Genomic DNA, 12,609 nt, shown 5'->3' on the forward strand with positions numbered 1-12,609 from the left:
GGTCAGCCGGTGGGCGGCAGCTTGCGCCGCTGGTGGGACAGGTCGGCGTGGTGGTGGGCACCGGCGTGGCTGTCCGGGTCGGCGTGCACCGTGGCGCTGGTCAGTCGCGGCACGGCGTGGGTGAGCTGGTGCTCGGCGTCGGCGGCGATCTCGTGCGCGGCGACCAGGCTCAGACCGGCGTCGACGACCAGGTCGGCCTCGGCGTGCAGGCGGTGGCCGATCCACCGAAGCCGCACCGCGGCGACGTCACGCACCCCGTGCACCCCGCGCAGGGTCGTCTCGGCCTGGTCGACGAGGTCCGGGTCGACCGCGTCCATCAACCGCCGGTACACCTCCCGGGCGGCGTCCTTGAGCAGGAAAGCGATGGCCACGGCGATGACCAGGCCCACCACCGGGTCCGCCCACCGCCAGCCGACCCACGCACCGAGCGCAGCAAAGACCACCGCGAGCGAGGTATAGCCGTCGGTGCGAGCGTGCAGCCCGTCGGCCACCAGCGCCGCGGAGCCGATCCGCCGCCCGACCCGGATGCGGTACTGGGCGACGAGTTCGTTGCCGGCAAAGCCGACGACCCCGGCGGCGAGCACCCACGGCAGATGGGTGACCTCGGTCGGCTGCAGCAACCGGGTGACGGCGGTCCAGCCGGCGGCCACCGCCGACGCGGCGATCACCACCACGATGACGATGCCGGCGAGGTCCTCGGCGCGGCCGAAGCCGTACGTGTAGGCGCGGGTGGCGGCCCGCCGGCCGAGCAGGAACGCGATACCCAGGGGAACGGCGGTCAGGGCGTCGGCCACGTTGTGCAGGGTGTCGCCGAGCAGCGCCACCGATCCCGACAGCACGACAATGACCGCCTGCGCCACAGCGGTGAGACCCAGGCCGACCAGGGAAATCCACAGCGCCCGCAGGCCCTCACGGGAGGACTCCAGGGCCGGGTCGACCTTCGCCGCGGTGTCGTGCGAGTGCGGGACGAGGAGGTGACGCAGCCGGTGCCACCACGAACGAGGCCCCCGACCGTGGTCATGGTCGTGGCGGTGCCCCGCGTCGTGGTTGTGGCTGTGGTCGTGCTGCTGGTCCTGCACAGGCTCAGACTCCCCCAGGTTCGGCCGGCGTAGTCGTTCCCCGCCGGTTCCGGCCTGGATAATATGTGCCCATGTACGCACGCGACAACGTTGCAGGTGCCAATGAGCTGCAACAACACCTTCCAGGCGACGATGAGGTGGAAGCGGCGACCGACATGCTGCGCATGCTCGCCGACGGCACCCGGCTGCGGCTGATGTGTCTGCTCAGCGCCGGCGAACACGACGTGACCACTCTGGTGCAGGCGGTGGGGGTGGCGCGGCCGGCGGTGTCGCAGCATCTGGGCAAGCTCCGCCTAGCCGGCCTCGTCACCATGCGCCGCGACGGCCGCCGCGCCCTCTACCAGGCGCGCGGCGGGCACGTGCGCCGGCTGGTGTCCGAGGTCATACAGGCCGCCTCACACCGGGTGACCGGCGCTCCCGAGCACGACTGATTGTCGCGGCGGCTGACCTATCCGGCTTGGGCGTCAGCGGTCGTCGGCGCGGCTGCCGCACACGGCTGGCCGTGCTCGCCGCCGCAGGCGGCTGCCGCCTGCACCGGCTGCCACGCCTGCCCAATGGAGCTCACCGCAAGCACCACCGCGGCGACGGCACCCGCGGCGACCAGAGCCGCGTGGGACAGCCGCGGGTTGCGCAGCGGCGGGATGTAATGGCTCAGCACGTCGCCGAGCATGAACATGCCCAGCACCGCCACCAGCTGCCCGATCTCAACGCCGATGTTGAACGCCAGCACCCGCGGGATCATCCCGTCCGACGGCAACCCGATCGCCTGCAGCCGAGTGGACAGCCCCAGGCCGTGGGCCAGCCCGAAGGCGAGCACCGCAGCGGCGAACCACGCCCACTCCTTGGGCCGGCCACGCAGGCCGACCACCCCGACGAACACCAGACTCAACGCCACGACGATGTCCACCAGGACCGGGTTGACCTGCCAGTCGGCGACCGTCGCGGTGAACAGGGTGACGCTGTGTCCGAGCGCGAACAACGAGATCAGCTTCGCCGCCCGCCGCATCTCGCCGGCCAGCAGCAGAATCCCCCCGACGAACAGCAGATGGTCCCACCCGGCGAGCATGTGCATCGTGCCCAGCCAGACGAAACCGCCGGCGGTATCGCTGCGGCCGCTGACCCCGTGCGCCCAGGCCGCTCCCGGCGTTGCGACGAGCGCGGTGATCACGACTGCGGTGACAGTCGCCGCTCGCTGACGTGTCGCGGACATCTCTGGCTGTCTCCCACCTGGTGCCCGAGCCGGGACGCCTGCTGCTGAGCAAGCTGCCAACCGTCCGCGCCGAATCCCTGCTGCAGGCGCTGCTGCACCTGGATGCGTCGGACCAGTCCACTGCTGCGCGGTTCCTCGAGAGGCATGCCGCCGCCTGCGGGCATGGCACGTTAGGCGTGACTTGTGATGGTGCCTGCGGTGCCGTCGACGGTCACGAGCTGCCCGGGACGCAGTCGTTGGGTGGCGTCGCCGGTGCCGACGACGGCGGGGATGCCGTACTCGCGCGCCACGAGCGAGGCGTGTGCGGCCAGGGTTCCGCCGTCGGTGACCACTGCGGCGGCGCGCGCGAACAGCGGTGTCCACGCCGGGGCGGTGGCCTTGGTGACGAGCACCTGGCCATCGGCGAAGGCGTCAAAGTCCTCCAGTCCGTGCACGATGGCGACTCTGCCGGTGGCACGGCCGGCAGAGGCCGGATGCCCGATGATGGCGCCCTCGCCGGTTTCGACCGCGCCCCGGGCCTCTTGGACAGCGCGTTCGATGACGTCGCCGATCAATCGCGCGGGACGCCCGAGGGTCAACGGCGCGGCCAGGCGGCACTGACGCTTCCACAGCGCGAACCGCTCGGCGGCCTTGGCGCTGAGCTGGCTGGGGTCGCCGGCGATCGCAGTGTTCACTTCATCGCGGGCGCAGAAGTAGATGTCTGCCGGCTGCTCGATCGTCCCCGCGTTGGCCAGGTGCCGACCGAGACGGCCGGCGCAGGCCCGCAGGACGGGCCAGGCGAGGGTGAAGTCCCGGGCCTGCTCCTCGCGGATGACGGCGTAGCGCTGGTTGACCTGCAGCAGTTGGTCGAAGGCAGCCAGCAGCCGTGGACGGTCGGCGAGCGCCGCTCGGCAGCGGTGCTCGGCAACCATCCGGTGTTCGGCGAGCTGGCCGTGACGGTCGGGTCGGGGCGGTTGGCCGGTGGCCAGTTCTCCGGCGACCGGGTGGCACCAGTCGACGCTCTGTACGGCGTGGGCGCCGGCCAGCGGTTGGGTGCCGGGGAGTCCACGCAGCAGCACCTGAGACCCGCCCTCACTGTCGGGAAGCACATCGGCGAGGTGTCGGCGGGTGAAGCGGGTCAGGCAGGCTTCCATCTTCCACGCCGACCCACCCACGATCGCCAGATACCACAGGTAGATCCCGGCCTCCCGCCCGAGCGCGTCGACGAGTTCGGCCAGTCGCCGCGGCGGCGCGGTGTCGACCTCGGCATCTGCGGAGGCGACGAGGCGTCGATAGCGAGGCATCTGCTGTTCGCGCCACATCCGGCCCAGGTCGGACAGCACGGCGCGATCGGCGGCCGCCGGGTCGTGACTGACCCGGATCAGCGCATTGAACAGGATCCTTACCGCCCGCGTGCGGCCCCGCCACAGCACCCAGGCAAGCAGTTTCGGCGACGGGATCGGCGTGGCGTTGTAGTACCAGCCGTTGACCAGCGCGGACCGGAACGGAACCCGCACGCCGACGCTGCCATACATCCCATCGAGGTAGCCGTCCTCGATCAGCGGCAGCAGCCAGCTGGCGAACAGTGGCGTGACGGCCTCGGGGAGCCATTCGCCGAGCCGGAAGTTGCGCATCCACAACCCCGGCCCTGGCGCCATCCACGACACCGGCTCGGGTACGGCCGTCATCGGCCGGGCCTGTAGCAGCCACAGCTTTCCCTTCCGGTCGATGGCCCACTCGACGTCCTGCGGCCGGCCGTCGTACCGGTCGGCGATCCGACCCGCCAGCTCCGCCACAGCGTCGGCCTGGACGTTCGCGAGAACCGGCGTACCGCCGGGGCCGGACCGCGTCATCACGGTGCAGCCTGAGGTGACCGTCCACTCTTCGCCGGTCGTCTCGCCCGACACCAACGGATCACCCAAACCCGCAATCACGGCCACGACCGTCTGGTCGCGCTCGCCAGTGACCGGATGCGCGGTGAACGCCACCCCGGCCGCAACCGGGTCGACCATCACCTGCACCAGGACCGCCATCGCCGCCATCGCCCCACCCTGGCGCTGGTGGTAGGCGGTGACCCGCTCGCTGGCGGCCGCGGCGAAGCATCGCCGCACCGCCTCACCCAGCCCATCGGCCGGCACGTTCAGGTACGTCTCGTACAGGCCGGCGTATGACGCATCCGGTAGGTCCTCGGCCGCACCCGAGGAACGCACCGCGAACCGGTCCCCGCCCAGGCCCTCGGCGACGGCCGCGAGGCGATCGTCCAGCTGCGCATCGTCGAGTGCCGCGGTGGTGACCACGATTCCGGGCGGCACCGGGAATCCGGCCGCAGACAGTTCCGCCAGTACGGCCGCCTTGCCACCGGTCACCGTCCAGTCGACCGCGCTCGCACCCGCCAGGTCCACGACCGTCGAGTTGGAGCCCATCCGCCCACCTTATGTAGCATTGCAAAGTATTGCAATGCTACGTTAGAAGCGCCCGGCCACCATCAGCAAGTACGAGGAGCCAGAGATGTTGCCGATACGGCCGCAACTGCTCAAGGGCCATCTCGACACGTTGCTACTCGCGGTCCTGGAACCCGGGCCGCAGCACGGCTACGCGGTCATCGACGCCCTCCGCACCAGCAGCAACGGCGCCCTTGACCTGCCGACCGGCACGGTCTACCCGGCGCTGCATCGGCTCGAACGGGCGGGCTTGATCGCCAGCGAGTGGCAGACTGTCGGCGGCCGACGCCGCCGCGCCTACCATCTCACCCCGGCCGGGCAGGCCGCGCTCGGTGAGCAGCGGGCAGTCTGGGACCACTTCTCCACCGCAGTCACCGCTGTGCTGGGCAGGCGGGCATGGCCAGCGACCGCGTGACCCTCCGAGCCGGTGACGCACGCCTGGACGCGTACCTGAGCGACCTTGCCGCGCGGCTACATGGACCGCGCCGGCGCCGCGAGCAGATCCTCGCCGAACTACGCGATGGACTCGACCACGCCGTCACCGACCAGACGACCGCCGGCCTGCCCGAAGGCGAAGCGGTCACCGCCGCAATCGCCCAGTTCGGCACCCCGCAAGCGGTCGCCGAGGCCTTCGCCGGGGAACTCGCCACCGCCTACGCCCGGCGCACCATCGCCTGGTACATCGCCACCGGACCCCTCGTGGGCATCTGGTGGCTCCTACTCCTACAGCCACACCCCTGGCGCACCGGCCTCATCGCCCTGCTGGCCGCGATCCCCGCCGTCCCACTGATCATCATCGCGATCGCCACCGCCGCCGGAACCCTCGCCACCACCGGCCGACTCATGCGCTGGCTACCCGAAGCCAGCCCCCAACACGCCCTCGCCGCCACCATCACCATCGCCACCCTCGCGCTCGCCGGAGATATCACGGTGATCGCGACCTACCTCCGGACAGAGCCTTCGACCTCGACACTGGCCGTTGTCGCTGCCGCCGCCAGCCTCACTCGGATCGCCTGCAGCCTGGTCACGACCAGCCAGGCCCTGCGGTACGCCACGGCCACCCGTGCCGGTCCACCGCCCACCCCGTCATACGATCACGACGGTCACCGGTGAAGTGCTCGGACTGCTGGCTCCCGCGCTTCGGATGTTGGTCCTGCGACCGCCGAGAAGACCAAGCCGAGTCGCAGCCGCACGGCGTGGTCCATCAGCGGAGTCCCTGTCCTGCGCCGGGCTCGCCGCGCTGCTGACCACCAGCCGTCCCTGCCGACCGAACCCCGCCACGCACGACGGGCACTACCTGCACGCCAGCGGCCGGAACTCTCGGGCACGTGACACGTAACACTGGGCTTGCATCCAGTACCTAGGTACAGGCTTACCGTCGTGGCATGAGTGACCACCACATCACGGCAGACGACTCCTGGGTGCCGGATGCGTGCACCCTGCCGACGGCCGAACGGCCGCTGCGGCTGGCCGAGTTCGATCGGTTCTTCACCGATGCCGTACGCGCTGTCGACCGGGTGTCGGCGCGGCACCTGCGGTTGCGGCTCGACGGCACGGCGCGGATCGAGGAGACGGCGAGGGATCTGACGGCCCGCGAGTCGTCGTGCTGCTCGTTGTTCACCTTCGACCTTTCACGCCCCGACCCTGACTCGTTGACCCTGGAGGTCCAGGTACCGGCGGGACACGTCGACGTGCTGGACGCTCTCGCCGCCAGGGTCGCGGCGGCAACAGGCCAGAGATGAGCGGATCGGGACTGCGCAGCGGCCAGCTGGCCGACGCGGCCGGGGTCAACCTGCAGACGCTGCGCTACTACGAGCGCCGGGGACTGCTCACCTCGCCTCAACGGTCGCCGGGCGGGCATCGGCTCTACCCGTTCGAGACGGTCACCCTGCTGCGGGTGATCAAGACCGCGCAGCGCCTCGGTTTCACCCTCAACGAGGTCGCCGACCTGCTCGACGCCGGCCGGCACCAGCACAGCGGCCGACCGGACAGCGGCCTGCAGGCCCGCGCGAGGGAAAAGCTCGTCGAGGTGGAGCAGAAGCTCGCTGACCTGACGGTCATCCGTGACACCCTGCGGTCCGCCATCTCCGCCGGCTGCGACGACCTGGTCGCCTGCGCCGGTAACTCCTGCTGTCCCCTGCCCTTCGTTGAGCTGGTCGAGAGGAACGATCGTGCCGACACCTGCTGACCGACTGCGCCGTCTACTGCCCTCCGGCATGACGGGACTCGCGGGTGCCGCCTGCGCCGCCTGCTGCGCGCTACCGGCGCTGCTCGCCGCAGGGATTCTCGGCGGTGCCAGCTGGGCAGCAGTCAACCGTTTCCTGCCCGGCGTCGCCGTCGCCCTCGCCGTGCTCGCCGGCCTGTCCTGGTGGTGGGCCAGCAAACACCGCCACGCGACCGGCTGCGCTGGCAGCAACTGCTCCTGCAAGCAGGGTGACCAGCAGGACCGCGAGGTGCTCCCACTACGGGCCGATGCATGACGGTCGCCCGCTCGATCCTGCTGTTCCTCCTCGCCGCACTCGCCGAGATCGGCGGCGCGTGGCTGGTGTGGCAGGGCTGGCGTGAAAACCGGGGGCTGCTGTGGATCGCGGCCGGCGTTATCGCGCTTGGGGTCTACGGCTTCGCCGCCACCTTCCAACCCGACGCGAACTTCGGCCGCATCCTGGCCGCCTACGGCGGTGTCTTCGTCGCCGGCTCCCTCGCCTGGGGCATGCTCGTCGACAAGTTCCGCCCCGACCGCTACGACATCCTCGGCGCAGCCATCTGCCTTGTCGGAGTCGCCGTCATCATGTACGCCCCGCGGGCCAGCTAGCCGCCTGGCCGGAGCTTCTGCCCACTTGGTCGCTCGGCTCGGTGCGACAGGATGTCCGCCAAGTCATCTGGCACCCGCATCGGCTGGGTGAGGGGCACTCAGGCCCGTCCCGTGTTGCCTTCCGGGTAACGGCCAACGGCTGATCCAGGGCCGGCCACCGCGAGCCGGACCACCTGGCCCACCGCTTCGGCCACGTCGCGCTCGCGTAGCGCTCGTCCGAGCATCACGGCGTGGGTGACAGTGTGCCGCCACGGCCAGGGCTGGGACAGGATGTGACCGCGTTCGGCTGCGCCGGGCGGCAGCGGAATCGGTAGCGGTGTGCGCGGTGAACAGCTCGGCGTCGAACACGACGCCTACCGGTTCGGGCAGGCGCGGGAAGATCACTTGGCCTCGCTCGTGCAGCAGGAGCAGCCGGGCTTGCACCCGCAGGCGTCGGCGCCCTCAGCCTGGAAAGTAAGTGAGTTCGCGCCGCTGACGGGCACCGCGCAGCAGGCGTCGCCACGCCATGCCTCTCGCCCCTCCTTGATCGCCATGGCGGCGATGACGAGCGCGGCCAGTGGATCGGCCCATGACCAGCCGAACAGGCTGTTGAGGCCCAGGCCGACGAGCAGTACCGCCGACAGGTAGGTGCAGAGCAGGGTTTGCTTGGAGTCGACCACCGCCGACCGGGAACCCAACTCACGCCCGGCCCGCCGCTGCGCGTGAGACAGCACGGGCATGATGAGCAGCGACAGGCCGGCCAGGACCAGACCCACGGTGGAGTGCTCGGCTTCCCCGCCCCCGGCGAGCGCGCGCACCGACTCGACCGTGACGTAGGCGGCCAGCGCGAAGAACGACACGGCAATGATCCGCAGGGCGATCTTCTCCCGCGCCTCGGGGTCACGTCCGGCGAACTGCCACGCCACCGCTGCCGCCGACGACACCTCGATGACCGAATCGAGACCGAAGCCGATCAGCGCGGTGGACGACGCGGCGGTGCCGGCGGCGACCGCCACCACCGCCTCGATCACGTTGTAGGCGATCGTCGCGGCCACCAGTAGCCGCACTCGCCGAGCAAGCACAGCACGCCGAGCCGCGCGGCGATCCGGCTGGACCTGGAGCAACGGGGCGGACATCAGCAGCAGCTCTTCTCGTCGGCGTCCGCGCACCCGGTCGGGTCGACCGCCAAGACCAGATTCAGCAGGTCACCGAGCGCGTGCGCCAGTCGCGCGTCGGCCAGCTCGTAGCGGGTCCGCCGACCCTCCGGCACCGCCACGACCAGACCGCAGCCACGCAGACAGGCCAGGTGGTTGGACAGGTTCTGACGGGTCGTGCCGACCAGGTCCGCCAGCTCGGCCGGATAGCCCGGAGCGTCACGCAGCGCCAGGAGCAACCGCGCTCGGATGGGGTCAGACAGCGCATGGCCGAACCGGGCGAGCACTTTCCCGTACGTCAACGTCTCCACTCATCAACAGTACATCACATGCTGTATTCATCAATGGCTGTACCCATCAGATCATCCCGCTGCTCACTGACCACCCTGGTCGATGCCGGCGCATCGAGGCACCTCGTGTCGGTTCGCCGCGGCGGGGTGGCGTTGTTGCTGTCTGCATCAGGCGAGCAGCGGTTCGAAGATGTCGCGGCCGAGGGTGACGGCCTGGTCCTGGTCGAGAACAGTGGCGGCCAGGTTGGGATGGGCGTTGATCCACGCCTGAGCATTGGCTGCGCTCGTGAAGAAGTTGATGGTGGAACAGCAGGTGTCCACGGAGCGGCCAGCGTCTCCGGTGGCCGCGTACACGATCACCGCTTCCGCCGGCTGGTAGGTGGCGGCGCCGCTGGTGATGGTCACGCGGACCGGTTGGCCGGTGTGCGGATCGGCGGAGGTGATGGTCGCGTCGGCGCCGAGCATGAACGGCATGCCCAACGCGTCGATGGCGCACATCGCGTACACCTCGACATCGCCGAATGCCACCCGGTGCGGCGTCGGTGTTGGGGAGAACGGGTAGGCCGCGACCAGACGCCCGGCGCTGTCGACGGCGACAAGGTCTTCCCGGGCAAGTTCCCGAAGCGCCTTCGCGGTGTCCAGGTCCGCCTCGCCGGCGCCAGCGCGGATGTCGGCGTCAGTGGGGGCAGTCCCGCTGGCGGCGAAGTGACGCAGGATCGCCCGGTGCACCTGCTGGAGGCTGTCGGGGAGCTGCTCGGCGCGGCGGGGCCGATCGGTCCGGATCGCATCGCCCGGCTGCGCCCAGTAATCCACCCGGCTCTGCTCCGTCGCGTCGCCAGCGGGTCCGGTGCCTATCGCCTGGCGCAGGGCAGCGCGGATGCGCTCGCCAGTGGGGAGATCCAGGCGACAGGCCGCCGAACCGTCGCCGATGCCGCCCCTCACGTCCACGCCGTTGACCAGGATCGACGGCGACGGGTAAGTCCCCCCACGACCTCGGTGACCACCGCGAGGGGCAGACCAAGATCGGCCAGCGCGGCGTGCAGCTCGTGCCGGGCCGGGGCGAGGTTCGGACAGTCGGGCACGGAACGAAGCTCAACAGCCACCCGGCCCTCTGCTGCGCGATGTGCTGCTGCGGTCATCACAGTCCTCCTAGCAACCGGCTCTCGGTGGCATCCCGCATACCGCCTGGTCGTCACGGCTCTACCCGTACCAGACTGGACCTTCCAGTGCAGGGAAGGTCAAGGCGCGACGACAGGAGGCACCAGATGCGGATCGGGGAACTCGCCGAGGCAACCGGTACCACCACCAAGACCCTGCGCTTCTACGAAGCCAGCGGCCTGCTCCCACTCGCCGGGCGCACTTCCGCCGGCTACCGCGACTACGGCGACGACGCCATCGCTCGGCTCGACTTCATCCGCCGCGGCCGTGCCGCCGGGCTCACCCTCGCCCAGATCCGCGACATCCTCACCGTCCGCGATACCGGCGACGCCCCCTGCGGGCAGGTGCGCCAACGGCTCGCCCAGCAACTCGACGCCATCGACGCCCAGCTCGCCGGCTTGCACACCCTGCGAGCCACCGTGGCCCAGCTCCATGGCTCTGCCGTCAACGCCGACCCCGACACCTGTCCACCTGAGCAGGTGTGCCGCTACCTGTAGCCCGCACCCGTACCGAGGGGAACCGCCGTGACCGTCGCCGCCGAAACCGTCGGAGAATTCGACCACGAACATTGCGGCTGCTGCGGCCGCCAACTACCCAGGAGCGAGGTCGTCGAGCTGGGCGACACCCCCGGAGTGTTCATCTGCGCGATCTGGGCCGCCCGACGCATCGGTCCGGCCAGCGCACTTCGTCAGCTGCGGTTCACGCCGCTGGGGACACTGTTGCGCCGGCTCACCGGCAGCCGCACCGACGCCGGACCGCGGGCAGCCATCCCGATCCTGGCCAGCACCGACCTGGACCGCACCGCGGCGTTCTACACCGCGGCCGGGTTCACCGAGACCGCCCGCCACCCCGGCTACCTGCTGATGCACACCGGCGGCGTGGAACTGCACTTCTCCCTCGAACCGGACAATGCCACACCCGGCCAGTGCTTCATCCACGTCACCGACGCGCTCAAACTGTGGAAGCGGCTGCGCCACCGCGCCACGACCGGCGTCGGCCCGATCGCCGATCAGGACTACGGGCTACGCGAGTTCGTCCTGACCGACCCCGACGGCAACCGAGTCCGCTTCGGCAGTCCAGCCCCCTAACGACCCGCCGGGGAGGAAACGGCGCCCTGGAACCCACCAGCCAACGCCCCCGCTCGCAGGAGCACGCCCGCGGCGGCGGCGCAGCAGACCGCGACCGCGAGCAGGCCACCGCTGGAAGGACAGCGGCGACCGTCAGCGGTGCGGCGGCTCGAGAGATCGTGGTCGACAGGGCGAGGATGCCGTACGCAGCGGTGCCGTCTTGAACGGCGAGCAGAGCTGGCGCGACTGGACACGCCGAAGACGAGTCCGAACGCCAAGGGCCCTTGACGGCCGAGCTGATCACTGGTGGCGTGTGTCGTGGCGCCCACCATCGGCGGCGTGCGTCTTGCTTCACTCGTCCTGGCGACAGTCTGCCGCTTCGCTCGTTTGGGCTGTTTCGGGCGTGGCAGGCTGGTGATGTGCGGAGTTTGATCACACCGTTTCCGGCGAGGCTCCGTTGTCATGGCGTCGCGGATCACCTACCGGCGTGGCGTCACTCCTCCTCTCGAACCACACCAGGGACAGGTTCATGAGCAGGGTTACGCGCATCGACCTGCCGCGACTGCGTCCCCTCCTGGACGTGGGCGCGCAACTTGTCGAGGTGCTGCCCGCCGCCGAGTACGCCGACCAGCATCTACCCCATGCAATCAATATCCCGCTGAAAACCCTTGACGCCAGCACAACCGCTGTCCTGGACCGCACTCGGGCCGTGGTCGTTTACTGCTCGGACGCCCTTTGAGACCTCAGCCCACGAGCCGCGTGCCGGCTTGAAGCTCTCGAGTTCACCGATGTCTACGACTACGTCGCCGGTAAGGCCGACTGGCTCGCACACAACCTGCCAACCGAAGGTGAGCGCGCTAACGCACCCACCGCTGGCATCAAACTGCGCCACGACGTGCCCACCGCCGGCCCCGCCGAAACCATCGCCGCCGTCCGCGCCCGGGTCGACGCCTCGCGGTACCGCTTCGCCCTGGTCCTCGCCGCCGATCGCACCCTGTTCGGCCGGCTGCGCCACACCGTACTCGCCGGCGATCCCGAGGCGGCAGCGCATCAGGTCATGGAACTGGGGCCGTCGACCACCCGACCCGACTCCCCGCTCGCCTCCATCCAGTCCCATCTACGTGACCACCACATGACCTACATGATCGTCACCGACCCAGAGGGGCGCTTGCTGGGCACCGTGCACGCCACCGACCTCGACGACAGTTCCACCTGAATGATCGAGATCCTGGACTTCGACACTGCCCCCACCACAATGGGGGGCGGAGGCCTGGCAGGCCGGCATCGGCACCCACGGCGAGGACGACCTGCGTGATGCCGGAGATGGTGAGCCGGCTGGGTTGACCGGTGCCCAGCGGGCCTGGCTCGCCGTCGCGGTGGCGGATCCACACCGTGTGGTGCGTGGGTCAGATGGGGATGAGCGGGCCGCCGCCGGCGATC

General features: G+C 70.3%; 19 protein-coding genes. 11 read left to right on the forward strand and 8 right to left on the reverse strand.

Going from position 1 to position 12,609, the window contains the following annotated elements; all coding sequences use genetic code 11:
- Positions 1–2: 2 nt before the first annotated feature.
- Positions 3–1,079 (reverse strand): cation diffusion facilitator family transporter, encoded by a 1,077-nt coding sequence (locus ACL02O_RS25950; protein WP_412820774.1) that lies wholly within the window; start codon positions 1,077–1,079, stop codon positions 3–5.
- Between the two features lie 71 nt (positions 1,080–1,150).
- On the opposite strand from ACL02O_RS25950, the gene ACL02O_RS25955 reads away from it, so the two are divergent.
- Positions 1,151–1,510 (forward strand): ArsR/SmtB family transcription factor, encoded by a 360-nt coding sequence (locus ACL02O_RS25955; RefSeq protein ID WP_412820775.1) that lies wholly within the window; start codon positions 1,151–1,153, stop codon positions 1,508–1,510.
- Between the two features lie 17 nt (positions 1,511–1,527).
- Here the strand turns inward: ACL02O_RS25955 and ACL02O_RS25960 are convergent, their stop codons facing one another.
- Both ACL02O_RS25960 and ACL02O_RS25965 read right to left on the reverse strand, forming a co-directional pair.
- Positions 1,528–2,289 (reverse strand): HupE/UreJ family protein, encoded by a 762-nt coding sequence (locus ACL02O_RS25960; protein ID WP_412820776.1) that lies wholly within the window; start codon positions 2,287–2,289, stop codon positions 1,528–1,530.
- 170 nt (positions 2,290–2,459) lie between these two features.
- Positions 2,460–4,691: a PEP/pyruvate-binding domain-containing protein gene (locus tag ACL02O_RS25965; RefSeq protein ID WP_412820777.1), complete on the reverse strand. Its 2,232-nt coding sequence runs from the start codon at positions 4,689–4,691 to the stop codon at positions 2,460–2,462.
- A gap of 85 nt (positions 4,692–4,776) precedes the next feature.
- Between ACL02O_RS25965 and ACL02O_RS25970 the strand changes: the two genes are divergently transcribed.
- The 6 genes from ACL02O_RS25970 to ACL02O_RS25995 all read left to right on the forward strand — a co-directional run bounded on the left by ACL02O_RS25970 (position 4,777) and on the right by ACL02O_RS25995 (position 7,521).
- The gene (locus tag ACL02O_RS25970; RefSeq protein WP_412820778.1) at positions 4,777–5,124 is read left to right on the forward strand and encodes a PadR family transcriptional regulator; all 348 of its coding nucleotides are present in this window, start codon (positions 4,777–4,779) and stop codon (positions 5,122–5,124) included.
- Positions 5,106–5,822: a permease prefix domain 1-containing protein gene (locus ACL02O_RS25975; RefSeq protein ID WP_412820779.1), complete on the forward strand. Its 717-nt coding sequence runs from the start codon at positions 5,106–5,108 to the stop codon at positions 5,820–5,822. Before ACL02O_RS25970 ends, ACL02O_RS25975 begins: the two co-directional genes overlap by 19 nt.
- Before the next feature lie 272 nt (positions 5,823–6,094).
- Entirely contained in the window at positions 6,095–6,451 is a 357-nt protein-coding gene (locus ACL02O_RS25980; RefSeq protein ID WP_412820780.1) for a hypothetical protein, read from the forward strand.
- Positions 6,448–6,897 (forward strand): MerR family transcriptional regulator, encoded by a 450-nt coding sequence (locus ACL02O_RS25985; protein WP_412820781.1) that lies wholly within the window; start codon positions 6,448–6,450, stop codon positions 6,895–6,897. Before ACL02O_RS25980 ends, ACL02O_RS25985 begins: the two co-directional genes overlap by 4 nt.
- A 28-nt stretch (positions 6,898–6,925) precedes the next feature.
- A complete protein-coding gene (locus tag ACL02O_RS25990) occupies positions 6,926–7,189 on the forward strand; it encodes a hypothetical protein (RefSeq protein ID WP_412820782.1) in 264 nt (87 codons plus the stop codon).
- Positions 7,186–7,521, forward strand: a complete 336-nt coding sequence (locus tag ACL02O_RS25995; RefSeq protein WP_412820783.1) for a YnfA family protein — start codon at positions 7,186–7,188, stop codon at positions 7,519–7,521. Before ACL02O_RS25990 ends, ACL02O_RS25995 begins: the two co-directional genes overlap by 4 nt.
- Before the next feature lie 98 nt (positions 7,522–7,619).
- Here the strand turns inward: ACL02O_RS25995 and ACL02O_RS26000 are convergent, their stop codons facing one another.
- The 5 genes from ACL02O_RS26000 to ACL02O_RS26020 all read right to left on the reverse strand — a co-directional run bounded on the left by ACL02O_RS26000 (position 7,620) and on the right by ACL02O_RS26020 (position 10,026).
- Positions 7,620–7,829, reverse strand: a complete 210-nt coding sequence (locus tag ACL02O_RS26000; RefSeq protein ID WP_412820794.1) for a DUF3703 domain-containing protein — start codon at positions 7,827–7,829, stop codon at positions 7,620–7,622.
- A gap of 72 nt (positions 7,830–7,901) precedes the next feature.
- Complete coding sequence (locus ACL02O_RS26005; RefSeq protein ID WP_412820784.1) at positions 7,902–8,636, reverse strand: cation diffusion facilitator family transporter; 735 nt, start codon at positions 8,634–8,636, stop codon at positions 7,902–7,904.
- On the reverse strand, positions 8,636–8,965 hold the full coding sequence (locus tag ACL02O_RS26010) for an ArsR/SmtB family transcription factor (RefSeq protein WP_412820785.1): 330 nt from the start codon (positions 8,963–8,965) through the stop codon (positions 8,636–8,638). The genes ACL02O_RS26005 and ACL02O_RS26010 overlap by 1 nt, the downstream gene beginning before the upstream one ends.
- 147 nt (positions 8,966–9,112) lie before the next feature.
- Positions 9,113–9,892, reverse strand: a complete 780-nt coding sequence (locus ACL02O_RS26015) for an alkylmercury lyase family protein (protein WP_412820786.1) — start codon at positions 9,890–9,892, stop codon at positions 9,113–9,115.
- The gene (locus ACL02O_RS26020; RefSeq protein ID WP_412820787.1) at positions 9,883–10,026 is read right to left on the reverse strand and encodes a hypothetical protein; all 144 of its coding nucleotides are present in this window, start codon (positions 10,024–10,026) and stop codon (positions 9,883–9,885) included. Before ACL02O_RS26020 ends, ACL02O_RS26015 begins: the two co-directional genes overlap by 10 nt.
- A 183-nt stretch (positions 10,027–10,209) precedes the next feature.
- On the opposite strand from ACL02O_RS26020, the gene ACL02O_RS26025 reads away from it, so the two are divergent.
- The 4 genes from ACL02O_RS26025 to ACL02O_RS26040 all read left to right on the forward strand — a co-directional run bounded on the left by ACL02O_RS26025 (position 10,210) and on the right by ACL02O_RS26040 (position 12,385).
- Positions 10,210–10,599 carry a heavy metal-responsive transcriptional regulator gene (locus ACL02O_RS26025; protein WP_412820788.1) on the forward strand — a complete coding sequence of 130 codons (390 nt, stop codon included), beginning with the start codon at positions 10,210–10,212 and terminating at the stop codon, positions 10,597–10,599.
- Positions 10,600–10,626: 27 nt separating this feature from the next.
- Positions 10,627–11,190, forward strand: coding sequence for a bleomycin resistance protein (locus ACL02O_RS26030; RefSeq protein WP_412820789.1), 564 nt, complete (start codon positions 10,627–10,629; stop codon positions 11,188–11,190).
- Between the two features lie 508 nt (positions 11,191–11,698).
- Positions 11,699–11,908 (forward strand): rhodanese-like domain-containing protein, encoded by a 210-nt coding sequence (locus tag ACL02O_RS26035; RefSeq protein ID WP_412820790.1) that lies wholly within the window; start codon positions 11,699–11,701, stop codon positions 11,906–11,908.
- Between the two features lie 156 nt (positions 11,909–12,064).
- Positions 12,065–12,385, forward strand: a complete 321-nt coding sequence (locus ACL02O_RS26040) for a CBS domain-containing protein (RefSeq protein WP_412820791.1) — start codon at positions 12,065–12,067, stop codon at positions 12,383–12,385.
- Positions 12,386–12,609: the final 224 nt, after the last annotated feature.

Source organism: Micromonospora mangrovicola (genome assembly GCF_047200535.1).
GTDB lineage: Bacteria > Actinomycetota > Actinomycetes > Mycobacteriales > Micromonosporaceae > Micromonospora.

Bases quoted from the DNA above. Each gene is read 5' to 3' on its own strand.
- ACL02O_RS25980 (WP_412820780.1), top strand. From the start codon at position 6,095: ATGAGTGACCACCACATCACGGCAGACGACTCCTGGGTGCCGGATGCG.
- ACL02O_RS25990 (WP_412820782.1), top strand. From the start codon at position 6,926: ATGACGGGACTCGCGGGTGCCGCCTGCGCCGCCTGCTGCGCGCTACCG.
- ACL02O_RS26025 (WP_412820788.1), top strand. From the start codon at position 10,210: ATGCGGATCGGGGAACTCGCCGAGGCAACCGGTACCACCACCAAGACC.
- ACL02O_RS25995 (WP_412820783.1), top strand. From the start codon at position 7,186: ATGACGGTCGCCCGCTCGATCCTGCTGTTCCTCCTCGCCGCACTCGCC.
- ACL02O_RS25985 (WP_412820781.1), top strand. From the start codon at position 6,448: ATGAGCGGATCGGGACTGCGCAGCGGCCAGCTGGCCGACGCGGCCGGG.
- ACL02O_RS26035 (WP_412820790.1), top strand. From the start codon at position 11,699: ATGAGCAGGGTTACGCGCATCGACCTGCCGCGACTGCGTCCCCTCCTG.
- ACL02O_RS25975 (WP_412820779.1), top strand. From the start codon at position 5,106: ATGGCCAGCGACCGCGTGACCCTCCGAGCCGGTGACGCACGCCTGGAC.
- ACL02O_RS25965 (WP_412820777.1), bottom strand. From the start codon at position 4,691: ATGGGCTCCAACTCGACGGTCGTGGACCTGGCGGGTGCGAGCGCGGTC.
- ACL02O_RS26005 (WP_412820784.1), bottom strand. From the start codon at position 8,636: ATGTCCGCCCCGTTGCTCCAGGTCCAGCCGGATCGCCGCGCGGCTCGG.
- ACL02O_RS25955 (WP_412820775.1), top strand. From the start codon at position 1,151: ATGTACGCACGCGACAACGTTGCAGGTGCCAATGAGCTGCAACAACAC.
- ACL02O_RS25970 (WP_412820778.1), top strand. From the start codon at position 4,777: ATGTTGCCGATACGGCCGCAACTGCTCAAGGGCCATCTCGACACGTTG.
- ACL02O_RS25960 (WP_412820776.1), bottom strand. From the start codon at position 2,289: ATGTCCGCGACACGTCAGCGAGCGGCGACTGTCACCGCAGTCGTGATC.